At 48.2% G+C, this 21,675-nt stretch carries 19 protein-coding genes; 12 read left to right on the top strand and 7 right to left on the bottom strand.

What is annotated here, in order from left to right; genetic code table 11:
- Positions 1–293 precede the first annotated feature (293 nt).
- The 5 genes from garD (at position 294) to aroD (ending at position 5,738) form a co-directional block, all read left to right on the top strand.
- On the top strand, positions 294–1,829 hold the full coding sequence (gene garD, locus ACE41H_RS12955; protein WP_375355676.1) for a galactarate dehydratase: 1,536 nt from the start codon (positions 294–296) through the stop codon (positions 1,827–1,829).
- 28 nt (positions 1,830–1,857) lie between these two features.
- Complete coding sequence (gene dapA, locus ACE41H_RS12950; RefSeq protein ID WP_375355675.1) at positions 1,858–2,748, top strand: 4-hydroxy-tetrahydrodipicolinate synthase; 891 nt, start codon at positions 1,858–1,860, stop codon at positions 2,746–2,748.
- A gap of 32 nt (positions 2,749–2,780) precedes the next feature.
- The gene (garR, locus tag ACE41H_RS12945; RefSeq protein WP_375355674.1) at positions 2,781–3,662 is read left to right on the top strand and encodes a 2-hydroxy-3-oxopropionate reductase; all 882 of its coding nucleotides are present in this window, start codon (positions 2,781–2,783) and stop codon (positions 3,660–3,662) included.
- A 276-nt stretch (positions 3,663–3,938) separates the two neighbouring features.
- A complete protein-coding gene (locus ACE41H_RS12940; RefSeq protein ID WP_375355692.1) occupies positions 3,939–4,922 on the top strand; it encodes a Gfo/Idh/MocA family protein in 984 nt (327 codons plus the stop codon).
- Between the two features lie 42 nt (positions 4,923–4,964).
- The gene (gene aroD / locus ACE41H_RS12935; protein WP_375355673.1) at positions 4,965–5,738 is read left to right on the top strand and encodes a type I 3-dehydroquinate dehydratase; all 774 of its coding nucleotides are present in this window, start codon (positions 4,965–4,967) and stop codon (positions 5,736–5,738) included.
- A 51-nt stretch (positions 5,739–5,789) separates the two neighbouring features.
- Here the strand turns inward: aroD and ACE41H_RS12930 are convergent, their stop codons facing one another.
- The 3 genes from ACE41H_RS12930 to ACE41H_RS12920 form a co-directional block, all read right to left on the bottom strand.
- The gene (locus tag ACE41H_RS12930; RefSeq protein ID WP_375355672.1) at positions 5,790–6,506 is read right to left on the bottom strand and encodes a protein-glutamine gamma-glutamyltransferase; all 717 of its coding nucleotides are present in this window, start codon (positions 6,504–6,506) and stop codon (positions 5,790–5,792) included.
- Between the two features lie 109 nt (positions 6,507–6,615).
- The gene (locus ACE41H_RS12925; RefSeq protein ID WP_375355671.1) at positions 6,616–7,482 is read right to left on the bottom strand and encodes a DUF421 domain-containing protein; all 867 of its coding nucleotides are present in this window, start codon (positions 7,480–7,482) and stop codon (positions 6,616–6,618) included.
- 126 nt (positions 7,483–7,608) lie between these two features.
- A complete protein-coding gene (locus ACE41H_RS12920) occupies positions 7,609–8,832 on the bottom strand; it encodes an MFS transporter (protein WP_375355670.1) in 1,224 nt (407 codons plus the stop codon).
- 265 nt (positions 8,833–9,097) lie between these two features.
- Here ACE41H_RS12920 and ACE41H_RS12915 point away from each other — a divergent pair, with 265 nt between their 5' ends.
- The 3 genes from ACE41H_RS12915 to ACE41H_RS12905 all read left to right on the top strand — a co-directional run bounded on the left by ACE41H_RS12915 (position 9,098) and on the right by ACE41H_RS12905 (position 11,870).
- On the top strand, positions 9,098–9,853 hold the full coding sequence (locus tag ACE41H_RS12915) for a GTP pyrophosphokinase (RefSeq protein WP_375355669.1): 756 nt from the start codon (positions 9,098–9,100) through the stop codon (positions 9,851–9,853).
- Positions 9,850–10,773: a cysteine synthase A gene (gene cysK / locus ACE41H_RS12910; protein ID WP_375355668.1), complete on the top strand. Its 924-nt coding sequence runs from the start codon at positions 9,850–9,852 to the stop codon at positions 10,771–10,773. Before ACE41H_RS12915 ends, cysK begins: the two co-directional genes overlap by 4 nt.
- Before the next feature lie 119 nt (positions 10,774–10,892).
- Positions 10,893–11,870: an aldo/keto reductase gene (locus ACE41H_RS12905; protein WP_375355667.1), complete on the top strand. Its 978-nt coding sequence runs from the start codon at positions 10,893–10,895 to the stop codon at positions 11,868–11,870.
- Between the two features lie 205 nt (positions 11,871–12,075).
- On the opposite strand, the gene ACE41H_RS12900 is transcribed toward ACE41H_RS12905, so the two are convergent.
- Complete coding sequence (locus ACE41H_RS12900) at positions 12,076–12,381, bottom strand: discoidin domain-containing protein (protein ID WP_375355666.1); 306 nt, start codon at positions 12,379–12,381, stop codon at positions 12,076–12,078.
- A gap of 224 nt (positions 12,382–12,605) precedes the next feature.
- Here ACE41H_RS12900 and ACE41H_RS12895 point away from each other — a divergent pair, with 224 nt between their 5' ends.
- The 4 genes from ACE41H_RS12895 (at position 12,606) to ACE41H_RS12880 (ending at position 18,385) form a co-directional block, all read left to right on the top strand.
- Positions 12,606–13,280: a sulfite oxidase-like oxidoreductase gene (locus ACE41H_RS12895; RefSeq protein ID WP_375355665.1), complete on the top strand. Its 675-nt coding sequence runs from the start codon at positions 12,606–12,608 to the stop codon at positions 13,278–13,280.
- Positions 13,281–13,446: 166 nt separating this feature from the next.
- Positions 13,447–14,445, top strand: a complete 999-nt coding sequence (locus ACE41H_RS12890; RefSeq protein WP_375355664.1) for a Gfo/Idh/MocA family protein — start codon at positions 13,447–13,449, stop codon at positions 14,443–14,445.
- A 552-nt stretch (positions 14,446–14,997) separates the two neighbouring features.
- Positions 14,998–16,104, top strand: a complete 1,107-nt coding sequence (locus ACE41H_RS12885; protein ID WP_375355663.1) for an AAA family ATPase — start codon at positions 14,998–15,000, stop codon at positions 16,102–16,104.
- Between the two features lies 1 nt (position 16,105).
- Positions 16,106–18,385, top strand: a complete 2,280-nt coding sequence (locus tag ACE41H_RS12880; protein ID WP_375355662.1) for a S8 family peptidase — start codon at positions 16,106–16,108, stop codon at positions 18,383–18,385.
- A 286-nt stretch (positions 18,386–18,671) separates the two neighbouring features.
- Here the strand turns inward: ACE41H_RS12880 and ACE41H_RS12875 are convergent, their stop codons facing one another.
- From ACE41H_RS12875 to ACE41H_RS12865, 3 genes are all read right to left on the bottom strand, one after another.
- A complete protein-coding gene (locus tag ACE41H_RS12875) occupies positions 18,672–19,382 on the bottom strand; it encodes a hypothetical protein (protein ID WP_375355661.1) in 711 nt (236 codons plus the stop codon).
- Between the two features lie 475 nt (positions 19,383–19,857).
- Positions 19,858–20,742, bottom strand: coding sequence for a carbohydrate ABC transporter permease (locus ACE41H_RS12870; protein ID WP_375355660.1), 885 nt, complete (start codon positions 20,740–20,742; stop codon positions 19,858–19,860).
- A 6-nt stretch (positions 20,743–20,748) separates the two neighbouring features.
- Complete coding sequence (locus ACE41H_RS12865) at positions 20,749–21,636, bottom strand: carbohydrate ABC transporter permease (RefSeq protein ID WP_375355659.1); 888 nt, start codon at positions 21,634–21,636, stop codon at positions 20,749–20,751.
- Positions 21,637–21,675: the final 39 nt, after the last annotated feature.

Raw genomic sequence — 21,675 nt, 5'->3', positions numbered from 1 at the left:
CTCACGCTGGGTGATGTTGTCAGGCGAATTCGCTACGAACATCGAGGACAGATGCTCGTATATGTGTACGAGAGTGCTCTTCAAAAGAAACCTCTATTCGACATTTTACGAGATCTGAACCACCCTGCATAAGGCTAAAAATCGTATCTCGCTACAAGTCTGTCCATTTTCTACCTTACTCGAATGAATTTGCAACACTCAAGTTATTTACTCATCGTTGGAGAGATTAAACGTTTTGAGTTAAAGGAAATCTCTTAATTTTCAGGAAACTCATACGATAGGAGTTAACCGGCATGACATTAAAGCAAACGGAAAGGGAAGCCCCCCTTTATATAAAAGTGCATCCAAGAGATAACATTGCCATCATCGTTAATACGGGCGGGCTGCCTAAAGGGACGAAATTTCCTTGTGGTCTCGAACTGATCAGCAATGTTCCCCAGGGGCATAAAGTAGCGCTGAATGATATTAGTGAAGGTGAACCCATTATTCGTTACGGAGAAATAATTGGCTTCGCTTTAAAAGTGATTGCAAAAGGGAGCTGGGTCGAGGAGTCTCTGGTTCAATTGCCGACCCCGCCCCGTTTGGAGGAGCTGTCTATCGCCAGTCAAGTGCCAAAGCTGCTCCCGCCTCTCGAAGGCTACACGTTTGAGGGATATCGCAACGAGGATGGCAGTGCCGGAACGAAGAATATACTGGGGATTACAACCAGTGTGCAATGTGTTGCCGGTGTGCTGGAATATGCCGTAAAGAAAATCAAAGAAGAGCTTCTGCCCAAATATCCGAATGTCGAAGATGTCGTAGCATTAACACATAGCTATGGCTGCGGGGTGGCAATTAACGCTCCGGATGCCGTGATTCCGATTCGAACCCTGCAAAATCTGGCGCAAAACCCGAACTTCGGCGGGGAGCTTATGGTTGTCGGGTTAGGGTGTGAGAAGCTGGTTCCCGAAAGATTGGTGCCGGACGGAGACATGGGCAAGATTGTGTCCTTACAGCAGCACGCCGGATTTATTCCCATGGTCAAGTCCATTATGGACATGGCTGAAGCCCGGCTGGATAAGCTGAATCGGCGTCAACGTGTCACATGTCCCGCTTCCGATCTTGTAGTCGGTTTACAGTGCGGCGGAAGTGATGCCTTTTCCGGGGTTACCGCGAATCCGGCAGTAGGTTTTGCCGCGGATTTATTAGTACGCGCAGGCGCTACGGTCATGTTTTCAGAGGTAACGGAAGTCAGGGATGCCGTTCATTTATTAACTCCCCGGGCAGTCAATGAGGAGGTCGGCCGGGCCCTGATTCGCGAAATGCAATGGTATGACGAATATTTACAGCGGGGGCAAGCAGACCGGAGCGCCAATCCCTCACCCGGGAATAAAAAGGGCGGGCTTGCCAATGTTGTGGAAAAATCGCTCGGGTCGATTGTTAAATCCGGTACCAGCCCCATTGTTGGTGTTTTATCTCCCGGCGAAAGGGCCGCAGAAAAGGGCTTAATTTTTGCGGCAACACCTGCCAGTGACTTTGTATGCGGAACTTTGCAACTAGCCTCTGGCATCAATTTACAGGTGTTCACTACGGGCAGAGGTACGCCATACGGCTTGGCTGTAGCTCCTGTGATTAAGGTTTCTACCAGAAATTCTTTGGCAGAGCAATGGCATGATCTCATTGATCTGAATGCGGGCCGAATCGCAACCGGAGAAGCGACCATAGAAGACGTGGGTTGGGAATTATTCCACTTCATCCTGGATGTTGCCAGCGGGCGCAAGAAGACATGGGCGGATCATTGGGGGATTCACAACGATTTGGCACTATTTAACCCAGCTCCTGTTACCTGAAAAATAATTCGTGAGAGGAAGAGTGCAGATGGATACAAACTGGATTCGGGGAGTTATCCCGCCAATTGTGACACCGGTAGATGAAAATGAACTTGTGGATGAACAGGGGCTTCGAGGTGTGGTGGAGCATGTTCTTGCCGGAGGGGTACACGGGATTTTATCACTTGGCAGCAATGGAGAGTTTTATGGTCTGGACCGTGAGCAGCAGGAAAGAGCCGTTCGAACGACCATTGAGCAGGTCAACGGCAGAGTTCCCATATACATGGGAATTGGCGCAATTACGACGAAAGAATGTGTGACACTGGCAAGAATGGGGGAGGCCCTGGGGGCACAAGCATTGACGATCCTGCCGCCTATGTTCCTCACGCCTACGGAGGAAGAATTGTACCAGCATTTTCGCAAAATAGCGGAAGCAACACCTCTTCCTGTACTTCTATATAACAATCCGGATCGTGTAGGAAATAATATTTCCGCGAACCTGATTGAAAGATTAGCTGATATCCCAAATCTGGTTGGCGTGAAAGACAGCAGCGGGGACATGACCTTGACTGCAGAATATATACGCAGGACCCGAAGCAAAGACTTTAAAGTAATGGCTGGCAGAGATGTCATGATTTTAGGTTCTTTGGTTTATGGAGCTGTGGGTTGTGTAGCATCAACAGCCAACATCGTGCCGGCTCTCGTAGTAGAAATATATGATAAGTTTATAAATGGAGATTTGCAGGGCGCCCTTGAAGCACAGTTTAAGCTGGCGCCACTCCGGATGGCGTTTAATCTGGCCAGCTTTCCTGTGGTTACGAAAGAAGCTATGAATCTGATTGGTGTGCCCGTAGGTGCTTCAATCCTTCCCAATACGGCTGCTTCTGAGGTGAATCGAGATAAACTGAAAAACATTTTAACAGATATGGGTGCGCTCTGATATTCAATTTTGAACCTTTGGAGGGAAAGTTGATGAAGATAGGATTTATTGGGCTGGGAATTATGGGTAAACCGATGAGTCAAAATTTGATCAAAGCAGGTTATGAACTGGTCGTACTTGAGACCAATAAAGCGGCGGCAGAGCTGGTGGCAGCAGGCGCTTCGGCCGCATCTACACCCAAGCGTGTAGCGGAGCTGACGGATATCGTGATTACCATGCTGCCCAATTCCCCACAGGTGAAAGAGGTTGTGCTTGGCACAGACGGAATTATCGAAGGAGCAAGGCCGGGCACGGTGGTGATCGACATGAGCTCTATTGCTCCTTTGACCAGTCAAGAGATCGCGGCAGCGCTGGCGGAAAAAGGCATTGAAATGCTTGATGCTCCAGTCAGCGGGGGAGAGCCCAAGGCGATTGAAGGTACGCTTTCCGTCATGGTCGGAGGGAAACAGGAAATTTTTGATCAATGTTATGATGTGATGAAGGCCATGGCCGGCTCGGTTGTTCGTACAGGCGATATCGGCGCGGGTAATGTAACGAAGCTTGCGAATCAGATCATTGTGGCTATTAATATTGCGGCGATGTCGGAGGCTTTTGTTTTGGCCAGTAAAATCGGTGTTCAACCGGAGCTCGTATACCAGGCTATTCGCGGGGGGCTTGCAGGCAGCACGGTATTGGATGCGAAAGCGCCGCTTGTCATGGAGCGCAAATTTGATCCCGGTTTCCGGATTAATCTGCATATCAAGGATTTAAGCAATGTTTTGGAAACGTCCCATGAGGTAGGTGTGCCGTTACCGCTGACGGCCAGCGTCATGGAAATGATGCAGGCATTGAAGGTGGATGGCCTTGGAGACTGCGACCACGGCAGCCTGGTTCAATATTATGAAAAACTGGCCAAGGTTGAAGTGAGAAAATAGGTGGATCAAAAGTGATCACAGAGCACCCGGATTGCAATCAGTCTGTACTACACACTGTTGCGGTCCGGGTTTGTTTATTCGTTAAACGATCTTTAAAAGGAATATAATCGTCCACCCGCGTCTCTAAACAACGTTTTATCATCGACGAAACGTGTTTATGTATATTTATCGTCTGGCAAAAGAAATGGTACATACAGGATTTGTATGGACAGGTACATGCGCAAGTGAGAAAATAGTCATCATGATAACTACTCGTGAAAGGAATGAGATGTTTTGATACGATTCGGCATCATCGGAACTAACTGGATTACGGAGCGCTTCATTCAGGGGGCGCTTGAAACCGAGCAGTTCGCTTTGACCGCTGTGTATTCTCGCACTGAAGAGAAAGGCAGAGATTTTGCTGCCCAATACAATCAGCCTGAGGTATTCACGGATTTGCAGGAAATGCTTGAAAAAGGCAGCATTGATGCTGTTTATATTGCAAGCCCGAATTCGCTTCATGCGGAGCAGGCGATCCTGTGCATGAATCATGGCAAGCATGTTCTGTGCGAGAAGCCGATGGCTTCGAATGCGCGCGAGGTGCGGGAGATGATCGCCACAGCGGAGAAGAACAATGTGGTGCTGATGGAAGCTCTCAAATCCACACTCATGCCGAACTTTAAAGTGATACAGGAAAATCTATTCAAGCTTGGCCCGATTCGCCGCTATTTTGCAGGTTACTGTCAGTATTCCTCCCGTTACGATGCTTATAAAGAAGGAAAACTGCTGAATGCGTTCAATCCTCAATTTTCCAACGGTTCATTGATGGACCTGGGCATTTACTGTCTTTATCCAATGGTCACACTGTTCGGAAAGCCTGACTTGGTGAAGGCTACCGGTGTCATGCTGGCTTCCGGTGTGGACGGGGAAGGAAGTCTGGTCATGCGCTACCCGGATATGGAGGGTGTGGTGATGCACTCCAAAATCTCCAACTCCTATCTTCCTGCGGAAATCCAGGGTGAGCTCGGGACGATGGTCATTGACAAGATCAACCAACCGTATGATGTGAAAATTCATTACCGGGACGGCAATGTGGAAGACCTGACCAAACCGCAAATTCATGAGCCGATGTATTATGAAGCTCTGGAGTTCATCGAAATGATCAAGTGTGGTGACCGGGACAGCAAGATCAATTCCCATGCCAGCTCGCTGGCGGTGGCCGAGGTCATGGAGGAAGCGAGACAGCAGATTGGGCTCCGCTTTGCAGCCGACGAGGCATAGGGATATAATAGGGAAAATGTGGAGCAGCAAGGGGCGGAGAGCATGTACAAAACAGTCCAGGTAAAAAACGTTGTCATCGGGGAAGGCGAACCCAAGATATGCGTGCCGATCATGGGGGAGACTCTGTCCAGGCTGATCGAGGAAGCGGAGCAGTTGCGCACGCTTGATCTTGATATCGTGGAGTGGCGTGTCGATTTTTACGAGCATGCGGATGATCTGGAAATGGTGAAGAAAGCGCTGAATGAGTTGCGCGCCAAGCTCGGGGATATTCCGCTGCTGTTTACTTTCCGGACCACCGATGAGGGAGGGCAGCGGTCTATTGCTCCTGCTGACTATGTGGCTTTGAATGAAGCAGCCGCGGCTACGGGGCAGGCAGACTTGATCGATGTGGAATGGTTCAACAAGGAGCAGCACGTGCCCGAACTGGTTGAGGCGGCTCATGCGTCCGGGGTGAAGGTCATTTTGTCCAATCATGATTTTGACAAAACCCCTCCGGCAGAGGAGATCGTATCCAGACTGCGCAGAGCGCAGGAACTGGGCGCGGATATCGTGAAAATGGCAGTCATGCCGGGAAGCACGGCGGATGTCCTCACACTGCTGGAGGCTACGCGCGTCATGCGGGAGCAGCATGCCGATCGTCCGCTCATTACGATGTCCATGACAGGCCGAGGGATGATCAGCCGTCTGGCTGGCGAGCTATTCGGTTCGTCCGTTACCTTTGGCTCGGCTGGCCGTTCGTCCGCTCCGGGGCAGGTTCCGGTCGGCGAGCTGCGGGGCATACTGTCGCTCCTTCATCGGGAGTTGACGAAGGGATAAGATCATTTGAGCGTGTGCCCAATGTGAAGAAGAACCGCATCCCTTCTTCACTCAGTACCGAATATATTGGCGTCTGCCGACAGCAGCGAGCACCGCTCTTTCGTTTGTTTCGGTCTGCAACGGCGCTATCTCCACATTCAGGTTGTTACCCGGGGCGAAACCGGATAAGTAATTGAAATCCGGGTGAATGATCTGATCCGTCAAATAAGCCGAAACGATGCTGCCAGGCCAGCGACGGCTGTTCAGTGTGCGAATAATATGTTCCGCAGTGCGGATGCCTATACCATGCCCGTAATAGGAGTACTCATCAAGCTTGACGACGTTTTCGCCCTTCCATTCAGGCGTCCGGGGTGATACTTCGGGATTTTTGAAATACATGATATCGCCTGGAACCGCCTGGCTGCTGCCTTGGGATTCAATAAGCTGCAAATCGCTGTCATAATGCCAGTCATAGAGCAGCATGTCGGCGAACAAGCGGTTAAACTCGCTCTCATCGATGGAATCCAGCACGGCTTTATAGAGGACTATGACCATGGCGGTGGCGCACTCGAACCCGTATTTCCTGCCTTCTATAAATAGGTTGCGTATCCCTTCAGCAGGGGTAATCTCCGGTCTGATCTGAAATCCGCCTTGGGGAGTGCGTATCCAGTATCGTTCGTTACAGTAAGCGCGCTCAAAGGTGGAGAAAGAGGCGCCGCTGCGGTTTAACGCTTGCGCCGCCGCGACGATTGCGCTGCGCAAGGACGTTTCAAATGAGAATCTTGCCATCTGTATGTTCTGCCCCCGATCCGTTAGTGTGCAGATGTTTTGCTAACATCCTATGTAGGCGGATACCGCGATGTGAGGAAAAGCCGGTTTTTGACGGGGCAGACTTTTTTTAACTCCTGGCGTTTAACTTATTCCGGGTCTCCTTGATGAGCCTTGTCATTTGGGCATAACCTTCTTCATAGATCTGTTTGCCGCGCTGATCCTCGGCATTTGCAGCCTGCTTTTTATACTCCTCCTGACATGACTCAAGGGCGACCAGCAGTGAATTGGATTGAGCAGGCTGGCCGGACTGCAGTTTGTCATCATACAAGTCAAGGTGCAGGCGGCCATTCGATTCCACCTGTGCGAGAAACACATCGCTTAGCTCTACTCCACGTTTGCCCAGTTCGGATTGCAGCCATTTCTTGTCCTTGCTCGCTTCGGATAGTTCCCGCTCCTGGATCTCACCGTCCACTACGATGCTTTGCGGCTCCTTTTCGGGAGCCAGGGCAAGCCCGATCATTTTCGGAGTAAGCGGCTGATTCTCCTTGGTCAGCAAAATGTTGATTTCGCCGCTGTTTTCCATGACGGCAAACTCCACATCTGCCACTTTGAAGGCGCCCTTTCTGCGCAACTGGCTCATAAGCTCATCCATAGTAACGCGTTCTTTTCTAAGATGATCCTCCAGTACCTTTCCATCTTTTATCAGAACGGTTCCGGTTCCATCTACGGTATCTCTGAACTTTTTACTTTTGATTTGAACATATTCGATGACCAGAGAGACGAGACTCCATACAACGAGCGAGATGACGCCAAGATACCAGGTTTCACGGCTTTCAAGCGGAATGTATGCGGCAAGGCTGCCAATCGTAATCCCGGTGATGTATTCGAACAGAGAGAGCTGCGACACCTGCCTTTTCCCGAGCAGCTTGGTCATTACGAACAGTACAACAATGGCAACAAGCGTATGCAAAATGACTAGAGCCCACTGTGGCATAGATGAAGTACCTCCTGTAGATTACCTTGATGTCAAATCTAAGGATATCCATGGGAGGTGAGGTTTAAACGTGTGCTTAGTCGGCTCCAAGCCTTCTTGGAAGTCCTTGTAGTGTGTAAAATTTTATTACGCAGAGCTGCCCAGCTTCACCTGCGGCTTGCCCGCAGAATTCAGGCGGCGTTCAAGTGCTAGGCTGCCAATCGCTCCCGCCATTCCGGCCAGGGCAATGACCGCGGATACCCAGGGCAGGTTGTGCAGTCCCATGTACGTGATGACCACACCACCGAAAAAAGCGCCGCTGGCGTTGCCGAGGTTCAGCACGGAGTGGGTGCTGGTCGTAGCGAGCAAAGGAGCCTCGGACGCCAGGTTCATGATGCGAACCTGCAGTCCAGGCATCATGCCAAACGCGGCGACTCCCCAAATAAAGACGGTGATGATCGCCAGGGCTTTGCTCTGGAGAGCAAAGGTCAACACAGCCAGAATAACGGCCAGTACGCCAAAGTTGACGATCAGGGACGGCATCAGCTTCCAATCGGCCAGTCGTCCGCCAACGATATTCCCAATGGTTACTCCGATGCCGAACAAGACCAGAATCCACGTGATGCTTGCTTCGGCAAAACCGCTGATGTCCATCAGCAGTGGTGTAATGTAGGTAAAGACCGCAAACAGGCTGGCACAGGCAAATGCCCCCGTCAGCAGCATCAGCAGCACCTGCGGATTCACAAGGCTTCGGATTTCCTGGGCAATACTTGTGTGCTGATCCTGTCGCATGACCGGGATAAAGCGTATAATCCCCACAAGGGAGATTAACCCCATAATAACGATAGCAGCGAAAGATGCACGCCACCCTAACTGCTGTCCGATGAATGTGCCAAAAGGGACGCCGATTATGTTGGCGACGGTCAGGCCGGACAAAACCATTGACACTGCCCCGGCCCGTTTCTCTGGACGGACAAGGCGGGCGGCCATCAGAGAACCGACACCGAGAAAAGTGCCGTGAGCAAAGGCCGTTCCTATACGCGCAGCAATCAGAAAGCCGTAATTGGGCGCGATGACAGACAAGGCATTGCCAACAATAAAAATGATCATCAGCAGACATAACAGCTTTTTCTGCGGCACTTTATGGGTGAGGATCGTCAGAACAGGCGCGCCGATAGCAACGCCGATGGCATAACTGGTGATCAGCTGCCCGGCTTGGGGAATCGTCACCCCTAAATCCTGGGCCACATTGGGGAGCAGACCCATAATGACAAATTCAGTCATTCCGATGGCGAAGGCCCCAAGCGTCAGGCACAGCAAAGAGAAGGGAAAGCGCTCTTTTCCCTTTACATTTTGAGGTCTGGTATTCATGGAAGAGTCATTCTCCTATCCTTTTTTTGTATGTATCTGTTGGTTTCTGTTTAGTATAGCATTTGACAGCCCGTCGTGGATAAAGGAAACGTAAAAATTTGAAGAACCTGTGGCGGTTGGACTGCATGCAGGCTGAAATTCGAAAGCTGGGCCAATCAATGATATGATAATTACATAATCGTTTGCCGCCTAATTAGCACGGATAAGATTTTTGTACAGCTATCCGGCACCATGGCACGCGCTTTACAAGCAAAGGAGATTCCGTATGGGTGAACAAGCACAGATAGAACAGTTCAAAAAGATTAAAACCGAGTTAACACGTTTTCTGATGATGTACAAATTTGCGCTCGATGAAATTGAAACCAAAGTGGAAATTCTTAAGGAAGAGTTTCAATCCCTGCATGATTACAGTCCGATTGAGCATACCAAATCCAGATTGAAGTCCCCGGAAAGCATTATGAAAAAAATATACCGGAAAAACAGCGGCTTATCGCTTCATGATATCAAAAAGAACATTAAGGACATTGCCGGTCTCCGCATTACCTGCTCTTTCATTTCGGACATTTACAGGGTCAAGAGCATGCTTGAAAATCAGGATGATCTCACGATTCTGGAAATCAAGGATTACATCCGCTACCCCAAGCCAAACGGGTATAAAAGTCTGCATATGCTGGTGGAGGTTCCGGTGTTTATGTCGGACCGCCAGGAACGGGTGTGCGTAGAAATTCAAATCCGGACCATAGCGATGGATTTCTGGGCCAGTCTTGAGCACAAAATCTTTTACAAATACAATCAGTCCGTTCCGGAGCATCTCCTGCAGGAGCTGAAGGATGCCGCAGACGCCGCAGATGAACTGGACCGCAAAATGGAACGCCTCCATACTGATATCAAAGAGATCAAGGAGAATAACGCGCTGCAGATGGAAGATGAATTCGGCAGTATTCTCGTCAACAACCGACAGTTCAGGCTGCCTGCGGCTTTTCTGGACCTGATCGGTGAAGGGGAGCGGGGGATCAAATGACAGCCAAAGTGGTTCATCATATTACTGAATTAATCGGGGACACTCCCTGCGTTCGGTTGGGCAGGCTGACAGGCCCTGAAGATGCCGAAGTCTACGTCAAGCTGGAAATGTTTAATCCGAGCGGCAGCGTGAAAGACCGGGCGGCTTATAATTTGATCGTTCAGGCGGAGAAGGACGGGCTCCTTCTCCCTGGCGGAACGATCATTGAACCGACAAGCGGCAATACGGGAATCGGGCTCGCCATGAACGCCGCCGCCAAGGGTTACCGGGCGATCCTGGTCATGCCGTCCAATATGACAAAAGAACGGATCAACATCTTGAAGGCCTATGGAGCCGAGGTGGTGCTGACTCCGGCGGAGGAACGCATGCCCGGCGCAATCCGCAAAGCACAGGAGCTGGGTGCGGAAATTGAAGGCAGCTTCATTCCGCAGCAGTTCGAAAATCCGGCCAATCCCGATATTCATCGTACCACGACCGCCCTTGAAATATTGGAGCAGATGGAGGGAAGGCTGGATGTATTCGTGGCCTCATCCGGCACAGGAGGCACAATCACAGGCACCGGCGAGGCGCTGCGTGAACATCTGCCGGAGATCCGGATCGTGGTGGTCGAGCCGCAGGGCTCGCCGGTGTTGTCCGGAGGAAAGCCTGGCCCTCACAAGCTGGTGGGGACAAGTCCCGGCTTTATTCCCGCCATCCTGAACACCGGGGTTTATGATGAAATTGTCCAGGTTGCGGATGAGGATGCGCTTGCGACTGTGCGGGAGCTGGCTGCCAGGGAAGGGATTTTGATCGGTCCCTCCGGCGGTGCTGCCGTATGGACGGCTCTGCAGGAAGCGCGGCGTCTCGGCAAGGGTAAACGGGTGCTGTGCATCGCTCCTGATACTGGCGAGCGATACATAAGCATGGGGATTTTTGGCTGAATATTCCCGATGTAAACGTTTTAATTAATTCATGACAGCCTGCTCTGGTTGGGTGTAAGATAGAATGGATCGTGAATCCATTCTATACTTATCCCAATCGGAGGAGGAACAGATGCACTATGAGAATCATGCCAATTGAGAAGCGGGGGATTTCGGACAGCCGCCTTGTACTGGGATGCATGCCGTTTGGCGGCGGCTGGAATAGTGAGCCTATCACGCAAGAGCATATAAAGGAAGCTGAAAAAGCGGTGGAAGCCGCGCGCTCCATCGGCATTACGATGTTCGACCACGCCAATATCTATACCAGGGGCAAGGCAGAGGAAACGTTCGGGAAGGTTCTGAAAGCGCAGCCAGGGCTGCGGGAGCAGATTGTAATACAATCCAAGTGTGGCATCCGCCTGGCAGAGGGGGATCTGCCGGGCATGTTTGATTTCTCCTACTCGCATATTCTTGAATCGGTAGAAGGGTCCCTCAAACGACTGGGTACCGACTATCTGGACGTACTGCTGCTGCATCGCCCTGATCCGCTGGTGGAACCCGAGGAGGTGGCGGTTGCCTTCACAAAACTGAAGGAATCCGGTAAAGTCCGCCATTTTGGTGTTTCCAATATGAGCGTGGGACAGATTCAGTTTCTGGAGCGCAGTCTGTCCATGCCGCTGGTCGTGAATCAGCTGGAGATGAGCCTGGCGCATCTGCACTTCCTTGACGAAACGGTGCATGTCAACCAGCAGGCCGGCACGGCTGTGCGGTTTGCAGAAGGCTTAATGGAATTTTGCCGCACGAAGGATGTCCAGATTCAGGCCTGGGGACCGCTTGCGCAGGGGCGCTTCTCCGGCAGAGCGCTGCCGGATGAGCCTGAGCATATCGTGCGGACGGCAGAGTTGGTCAAGCGTTTAGCCGAGGAAAAGGGTACGACGCGGGAGGCGATTGTGCTTGCCTGGCTGATGAAGCATCCGGCCTTGATCCAGCCTGTCATCGGCACGGCGAATCCGGAACGTATAACTGCTTGCCAGGATGCGGAGCGTCAGGCAGAGCTGATGACCCGGGAAGAATGGTACACCCTGTACGTCAGTGCAAGAGGGAAAGCCTTGCCATAATGCAGCCTGCTTTGAAACAGGGGGAGCCTTACCTTTGACCTCCTTTTAGACTGTTGTAAGACGCTCCGAGAACGAAGCATTCCTACAATCGCTGTATGGAATGTTTGGCAGCAGGTCTTCATAATGCAAAAAATGAACCCCGAAGCGGCAAAAGTTGCTGCTTACGGGGTTCATTAACGAGGAAGTCAATGATCTGGATGTTATATCAGCTTGGCCCATATACGCCGAATTCATACAGGGAATATCCGTACGGCGTGCCTCTGGCTGTGCCCAGCATCCGGACATAGTGGGCATTGGACGCCTGAAAGTTAATCGTCTCCGTGCCGCCTTGTCCGCTGGTCGTGGAATACACTGTCGTCCAATTGACAGGATTTCCGCTGTCCGTCGATACCTGGATTTGGTAGCTGGCAGCATAGGCAGCTTCCCAGTTCAGAACGACCTTGTTGATGCTGCGTGTGCTTCCCAGATCCACGTACAGCCACTGCGGGTCGATGCCTTCCGTGCTGGCCATAAAGCTTTACCTCCTCTATACAGAACGTTTGTTCTTATTTTTTTATGAGTATACTATATTCCGAAGGAGTATGGAAGCCTGTTGAAGCGGTAATGCATTCCGGGATTATTAACATTCAAGTTTTAGAGACTGACAGGTTGACAATTAGGGTATAGTTTTATATAGATAAAAGTACGACTGGAGCGGCCCAAGCTCCGAAAATTCCGTAATAGGGGGAGAAACAGATGCAGAACAAAGCAGACCGCCTCAAGGCGGCCCGGGTGCCGGAGCGTCCTGAGCTGGATGCGGAGAAGGCGCGCCGCTTGCCTCCCGGACAGACGCTCACCGAGAGCTTTCCCATTCTGCATGAAGGAGCGGTGCCTGAATATGATTTGGCCGCATGGGATTTGCGCATTTTCGGGGAGGTGGAGGAGGAGCGGACGTTTACTTTTGATGAGCTGCAGGTGCTGCCTATAACGCGGACGGTCAGCGACATTCATTGTGTAACCCGCTGGTCCAAGTTCGACACCCCTTGGGAGGGTGTGCGCTTCACGGATTTGATGAAGGAAATTAAGGTAAAACCTGAAGCCAAGTACGTCATGATTCATGCCGATCCGGATTATGAAACCAATCTGAAGCTCGCGGATCTGATGAAGGACGACGTGCTGCTGGCCTGGAACTATGACGGCAAGCCGCTGACCGCCAAGCATGGCTGGCCGCTGCGTCTGGTTGTGCCTGCATTTTATTTCTGGAAAAGCGCCAAATGGATTCGCGGGATCGAATTCATGCAGGAAGACCGACCTGGGTTCTGGGAGCGCAATGGCTTTCATAATACGGCCGATCCATTCAAGGAGCAGCGCTTCTCGTCAGATGAATATTACATGCCTGAAGATGAATGGAAGTATGTTGAGGCGGATTGATGCACGTATGATAAAGCAGACTGATGAAGAAAGGTGATGCCTTAAGGTTAAGGCATCACCTTTTTTTGTGCACGCAGTTTTGCTAAAATGAAAAAGAAATCGATTACATATCTTTTATGGATAACTTGTAGTGAGTGTAAGATCATCACTTTGAGGAGGCGGAGAGATGGGACAGAATGATGGGGAAAAAGTGAAATGGGGCATTATCAGCACCGGCTGGATTGCCGGCAAATTTGCGGATGATTTTGCTCATGTGGCGAATGGGGAGCTGTATGCAGTCGGCTCCAGGTCATTAGAAAGCGCCAGCGAATTTGCGGAGAAGTATCAAATTCCCCAAGCCTATGGCAGCTATGAGGAATTGTTAAGCGATCCTGAAGTGGATGCCGTATATATCGGAACACCTCATCCTTTTCACAAGGAAAATGTGCTGGACGCTCTGAATGCGGGTAAAGCGGTGCTGTGTGAAAAGCCTTTTACGATTAATAGCGGTGAGCTGGAGGAAATGATCAAGCTTGCCAGGGAAAAAAATCTGTTCCTGATGGAGGCCATGTGGACCCGCTACCTGCCGACGATCCGCAAGGTACGGGAATGGCTGGATGCCGGCAAGATTGGTGAGGTGCGCCTGCTGAAAGCCGAGTTCGGTTTCCGATCCGGCTGGAATCCGGAGGGCAGACTGCTGAACCTTGAACTTGGCGGCGGAGCATTGCTGGATGCGGGAATTTACCCGGTATCCTTCGCTTCCATGATCTTTGGTTATCAGCCGGAGGACATTTACAGTAAGGCTCATATTGGCGAGACGGGTGTCGATGAGGAGTTCTCGATCATGCTGTCTTACAGCGGTGGCCGGACGGCGATGCTGAACGGAGCGGTGCGTCTTGGCCTGACCAATGACGCTTATATCCATGGAACCGAGGGTTATATTCGTATTCCGTCCTTCTTGAATTCCAAAACGGCGGAGCTGCATGTCGGCGGCCAAGAGACGGAAACCTTCCAGGATGACAGGGCTTCGACTGGCTATGCCTTTGAGGCGGAGGAGGTAGGCCGCTGCCTGAGCGAAGGCCTTACCGAGAGCCCAACGATTACACTGGAGGAATCGCTGGGCATTATGAGACTGCTGGATACGTGCCGCAGCCAGTGGGGACTTCGTTATCCGGGAGAGAGCTGAATCTGATTTCAACCCAATGCTTTCAAGCTGCGCCTGTCGCAATGGGAAGCAGCCGCCCGACCGGGTTGGACTTGCGGCTGTGAATATGCTGCTGCGCGAAATCAACGGCTCCAAGCGGGTCAGCGATCTTAAATTTAAGCCGGAATTATTGTGAGACAATCGACGGCGGCGTGAAAATAATAGCAAATAACCTGCCACGGGAGATGAGTTCCAAGGGCAGGTTATTTTTATAGATAATTTTCTTTTTTTCTATTTATTATAATATACACCAATGCAAAAATGTTCCCTTATCCCAATGATCTCCTTGGAACTTATCTCCAAATACAAGAGGGAAATATGCATTATTTGGTATATACCAAATATAGGATATAAAATTCATTCGTACGAACATTTCCCCCGTAAACATAAATTAAAAAAACAAAAATAATAATTTATAAAATTCGATAAAATGATAAAAAATAAATTATATCGAATTCGGATTGACTAGTATCCTTTAAATATCTATAATTTCATTATTCGATAAATACATAAATAATTGAGGTGTTGAAATTTATGAAGGCTATCCTTAGCATGATCCCGCAGTTGATACGAGCCTCCTTTGAAAACGACATGCGAACAGTTGAAGCCTGTGCACTCACAATAGTACGAAGACTTAAGAAAGAGGAACCTGCAATAGCAGAAGAAATTGCAAAGGCAATTTCTTATCATGGTGTAGGTGCATCAGTAACAAGGTCTATAGGCATTGATCCTCCTCCGACAGATCGCGATACTTTCATGTCTTTAGCAAGAATCGATGAGCCCGTTCTTGTAGAACCAAGAATTGTGTTAAATGAAGAAAACGAAGAGCTTGTTCATCGATTCATTCGAGAGCGTACATTATCTGAGAAATTGCTTGCTGCAGGAGTAAAGCCACCGACAAGTCTCCTTTTATATGGACCGCCAGGGGTGGGGAAAACCTACTTAACTTCCTTACTTTCTTATAAGCTAAATCTGCCCTTAATAACATTGGACTTGGCATCTTCGATCTCAAGCTATTTAGGGAAGACGGGGCAAAATTTAAAAAAAGTTATTGAATATGCTCAAAACATTCCATCAATTCTTTTTCTGGATGAGTTTGATGCTATAGCCAAACGAAGAGATGATCCCTCTGATTTAGGTGAGTTAAAAAGAATTGTTAATGTCCTTCTTAAGGAGCTCGAGAACTGGCCAAGTCAATCCATAGTTGTGGCTGCTACTAATCACGCGGACATGTTGGACAAAGCTATATGGAGGAGATTTGATAGAGCAATGGAAATAGGTCTTCCTGATTTCGTTGGGCGAACGACACTATGGTCTTACTATTTAGGATCTTATTTAAACACAATGGATGATAACTTTTTAAAAGTTCTTGCCAAAGTAACGGAAGGGCGAAGTGCTGCAGATATTTCTCAATTGTCCGAAAGGATCATAAGGCAAATAATCGTTGATGATATCGAACCAATAGAGGCTGTTATATATCAACTAAAATACGTATCAGAAGATAATAAGTTCAACAGCTTATTTGCAAAAACAGCAAAAGAACTACTTGGCAAAAAAGTTACACAAAAGACTATAGCTAAGTGGCTTGGAATAAGCCCTTCTACCCTTAGCCATCATTTAAATACAAACAAGGAGGAATAATATGTCTGGCGATAACCAACGTTTTTTGCCCATTTTAGGTTATGGTGAGAATCTTATAGAGCCGGTTAGACCTGGATCAGGTGGTGGCGAAGTTAACTATCCAAGAACTTTTGCAGAGGCTAGACAACGAGTTAAGCAACAAGTTTCAAATCTAAGGAACACTATTGACAGGATCCCTCCTGAAAAAAGATTAGAGGAGGTTGTTGTTACATTTAGGTTAAACCATAAGTTCCTTGCAAAGTCTTACACCCCTAACACACTATTTAAAGATATAAATGTTGAAAACATTGGTTCTCGCCGTTGGGTCTATTCTGATGAAAAAGAACAGAAAGAAGTTAGTTACAGCAAGATGCACTTTGTGCGGGCCACCCCTGCCAACCTCATCAGATTAGAAGAATTCTTAGATCAAAGTGAGGTTTCAATAAAAGAAGCTTTTAAGAAGGATATCCAAAAAATAGAAGACATTTCCTTGCTTTCTCCAGATGAAGTCATTGTTGGGTTTGAAGATGATTGGGAGCAAGGTAAGGTAGAAATGGTACTACATCCTTTTGAAAAAGAAACGGAAATTGCAATTGAAAAATTCAAAAAAATACTTACTGATAATGGTGTCCCATTAGAATCGTTAAGAATTAAAAACTACATTAATGGCCCAACGTTTATCAGTGGTAACCTTAATAGAAAAGCTTTAGAAGCCATAAATGATTTTAATCCTTTAAGGACTGCTCATCCAATAAGAATAAGTTCTTTTCCCGAAATGAGAACAATTAGAATTGAACCGAATGCGCCAGAGCCTCCGATGGGAAATGTACGTTCATCTATAAAAGTGGGAATGTTTGATGGTGGTGTGGACACGACTAATCCTTTACTAATGAATCATATTAACGATAATAATGTATTAGATACAGAGCCCTCTGTTGATGGAATAGCACATGGGACGGCTGTGGCCGGATGTATTCTTTACGGTCCACTGAATGCTTACGGGAAAGGTACCCAGGTACCTCAACCACTTGTTTCGGTTGAAAGTTTTCGGGTTCTCCCCTTAAAAGACCCAAATGACTATGAGCTCTATGAAGCAATCGATATAATCGAAAATATTGTACCTTCTAGGCATGACATTGATGTTTATAATCTATCTTTTGGTCCAAATGGAGCAATCCTTGATGATGATATATCTAGGTTTACATATGTACTTGATGACTTAGCATGGAACTATAGAAAACTATTTGTTGTTGCGGTTGGAAATGACGGTGATTTAGAGAAGCCCTTTAATCGCATTCAAGCACCTGCCGATATCGTAAACGGGCTTGGTGTAGGCGCGTATGCTTATGATTTTTCTAGTGGAGAAGTGATTAGAGCCTTATATAGTTCAGTTGGACAAGGGAGAGAAGGGTGTAAGGTGAAACCGGATATTGTTGGTTTTGGTGGCGATGAAAACAGACCAATTCATCTTATTTCTACTACTCATGGACAGAAGCATTTAAGTATGGGAACAAGCTTTTCAACTCCAATAATTTCTGGAATGGCGGGAGAAATTTTAGGGCGATGTGATAGATTCGATCCATTGGTTGCCCGGGCGTTATTGATTCATTCAGCTAATAATCCTAAGGGAGTCTGCGATGAATTGGGTTATGGATATATTGATCAAACGGTGGATCAGATTATAAATTGTTCTGATAAACATGTAACTATTGTTTATAGTAGCTCCATCCTCCCAACAAATTATGCAAAACTTCCAATTCCTTATCCCATAAACGCTAGAGACGCAGGGATGGTTGAGATAAAATACACAATAGCCGTCTTATCTAAAGCAAATCCGCTTCACATTGAGGACTATACCGAATCAGCTATAGAAGATACTTTCTATCCGCATGATAAAAAGTATCGATATACTCTTAATAAAAAGAGTTTTACTAGGCATGTACATGATGATGAAGATGAAATTCAAAACCTTCTCGAAAAGGGTTTTCAAAAAAGTACACTTCCCGTATCGAAAAGCCCACATAGTTATCAAACAGAACTGGCACGACGCGGTGAATTAAAATGGGACACTGTCGTCCAAAGATGGGATAGAATGCGGGCAACATCTCTGGAAAATCCATTTTTAGTTCTTCATGGAATGGGGCGTAACGGTGGAAACGAAAGGATGGATTATGCTGTTATTGCGACTATATCAGCCCCTCGCTATGAAGGGAGCTTATATCAAGATATTCTTAATGAATATAGACAATTACAGCCAGTACAAATGCGTGCAGTTAATGAAATTTTAGTACCAGTTCAATAAACGAAAAAATAACCTTACTCTCCGAAGGTCAGTAAGGTGGTTAATCACATTTATTTCGACTTGAACAGTAAGGGGTAAAAAAAGATCTTAAGATTGGGATAGCTATAAACAAAAGAAAAATATCTTTGTCCAATTATGGCATTTTATCCTATAATCAGACAGAAGGGAGGGCATAAAATGAGTCTTAAAAAAACAGATAACTCCGTAACAAAGAAAACAGTTTCTCCGCCGCCCAGGGCAAGTGAAACAAGGTCTGCAGACAAGCCTACTGTCGCAGCTCCGCCAATTAAGAAATAGAAACTTCATGGGAATCGGTGGATTCTTCGGTGGTGGACTCTTCTGATTCCCTGAATTTCTGATCAGCTTTTTCATACTCTTCAATATCATAAATAATAACATGAACTCCTGAATCAATATCAGTAAATACTTGCGAAATAGGAACTTCATATTTTTCCACTATCATTTTACAATGTTCAATATAAAGAAGTCCAAATGCTATTTTGGTCTCGAAGGGCCTAGCCACCTTCTCTACGGCTCCAATTATGTCAGGAGTAATTGAACCGATTTTTGCTATACCTACAACTTGTTTTTCACTCCCCAGAAATATTTCTTCCCAAACTGATGCAGATTTTGAAAGCCCTGCCTTTCCGACAGACAGGCGTATTAAATTGACGAGGAAGCGTTGAGTTGGATAAAAAACCCATGCATATATACAGGCTATTAGGAAACTTGTTGCTAAACTGATTCCAAAAAACTGTCCAATAAATATTAAGCTCCCTGAAGCTTTAAGTAATCCATCTAATGTCCAAATGGCTTCTTTGAAGAATGACATTATCCATACAGTTGTAATAATAACAGGTATCCAGGCGAGTGCTGCAATAGCAGCAAATTCAGCTGTTGTATGTTTGGCGACAGGATTTACTCCGATAAGTTGAATCCAGAGATATAACATAAATCCAGGAAGAATAAAGACTATCGTGCTCAGCAGGCTCTCCATAAAAACGCCCCTTTCCATCTAGTACCCATTTTATTCTCGGAAGCATCGTTTGTGCAATCCTTATCGTTGCCAAGCCAGCTGGTTTTGAATTATAGACACTTGAATGCATCCACGCTCCTTTAGATATATACCTCACATGATCATTGTTGTTGCAAAAATTATAGGCAATCAGCGTAAACTATGAGGCTAATGGGCAGGGAAAATGCCCAGATAAATTCATATCTGTTCGGCGAGAGAAATGATATTTACTTTACATAAATTAAATAATTTTCCTATTATTAATCTATATATGTTTTGGGGGCAAAAAGTCGAGAACAGGTAAACGCGTCTGTTCTCGACTTTTGTGCCAATCTGAAATCGGAGGAGATTGGCGATTTTTGATTAGTATTTTAAGTAGGGGTATGCTCGAGGCGGCTCCGAGAACGAAGCGATTGGAGGAATGCTTCATTCTCGGAGCGTCTTGTTGCGGGCCCCGTTACCCCTTCACTGCTCCCGCAACCATACCTTTCATAATCTGCTCCTGGAAAATCAGATAAATCACGATGGTAGGAACAACAGCGATTGCCATGGCGGCCATGGTGAGTCCGTAGTCTGTCCCGAAACCGTCGGAGAAGATGGATAGGCTCAGCGGCAGCGTCTTGAGCGCCTGCGAGTTGATGAACACAAGGGCAAAGGCGAACTCGTTCCAGTAACGGAGGAAAGCGAGGATCGCTACCGTCGCCATGCCGGGCACGGATAACGGCAGAATGATGCGTAAGAACAATCCCCAGTAGCCCATGCCGTCGATCAGCGCGGCTTCTTCAACCTCTTTCGGAATGGAGGTCATATAGGCCGCGATGAGGAAGATGGCGAGAGAAAGCTCGAAGGCTGTGTAGGGCAGAATCAGCGCCCAATGCGTATTGAGCATGCCGATGTTTTTCAGCATGATGAACAGCGGGACAAGTGTGCTGTGAATCGGGATGAGCATGCCCAACAGGAAGTAAGCCACGATGGCGCCCTGCAGCCGGAATTTGAAGCGCGACAGGGCGAACGCGCACATCGCCCCGAGGATCAGCGTCAGGAGCATAGCCAATACGGTCACGACGGCGGAATTGATCATGGCCTGCCCCATGCCCGCCAGTTTCCACGCACGGATCATATTGTCGAAGGACGGTGCCTGCGGCAGTGCGAAAGGATGGGTGAAAAATTCCTCATTGGTCTTAAAGGCGCTGATAAAAAGCCAATACAATGGATAAAGGGTCAATAGCGCATAGAATGCCAGCAGGACATTTCGTATCCAAAGCGAAACCGGTTGCCGCTTCCTGCTGCCCCCTTGCCGGGCAATCGGCAGCCCGGAAGTGAGATCAAGTTGTTGTTTCATTAGGCATCAGCTCTCCTTCAGCTTGTTTCGGTTCATCAGAATCTGGCTGAGCAGGATCAGAAGAGCGCTGAGCACAACAATCAATGTGGAAATCGCCGAACCGTAGCCATAGCGATACACGGCGAACGTGCTGTTGTACATATAAGTCGCAAGCAGCTCGGTCGTGTGCGCCGGGCCGCCATGGGTCATGACGAATACCTGGTCGAACGCCTTGAGGCTGCCCGCGATACACATAATCACAGCCACCTTGATCGTATTCCAGATCATCGGCAGCGTAATGTAGAACAGCTTCTTCGGTCCTGTGGCCCCTTCAAGCAGTGCGGCCTCCTCTACCTCGGAGGGCAGATTTTGGATGGCAGCGATAAAAATAATCAGATAAGGACCGATGTTGGCCCAAATGATCGGCACCGAGAGCGCGTACATATTGATGTCCGGATCGGACAGCCAGGGCTGCGCCCAGGACTCCAGGCCCACAGAATTCAGCAGCAGGTTCAAAATGCCGATTTGCGGGTGGTAGATATACTTCCAGATCAGCCCGATGACGACGGTGGACAGCACCATCGGCATGAACACGGCGGAGCGGATGACACGGTAGAACCAGCGGTTGCGGAGCAGCAGCAGCGACAGCACAAGGGCAATTGGAACCTGGCCGAACACCGATGCGCAGACGATGATAATGTTGTTCTTGAACGAGCGCCAGAACAGCGGGTCCTGAATTACCGCAATGTAGTTCGACCAGCCGGCAAACTTGGCAGTACCGATCCCGCTCCAGTCAAAGAAGCCATAGTAGGCTGACCAGATGATAGGGACGATGACAAAAAATCCATAGAGAATAATGGAAGGCACCAGACATAATAAAAGAAAGCCTCTTAAACGCGCGGCGGCAGTGCTCATAACCTCCTCCTCCTTTTTCTGTTTTACCCAATGTGCGGT

The organism is Paenibacillus enshidis, from assembly GCF_042136365.1.
Taxonomy (GTDB): Bacteria; Bacillota; Bacilli; order Paenibacillales; family Paenibacillaceae; genus Paenibacillus; species Paenibacillus enshidis.
This window is presented reverse-complemented; position numbering and strand designations above follow the sequence as displayed.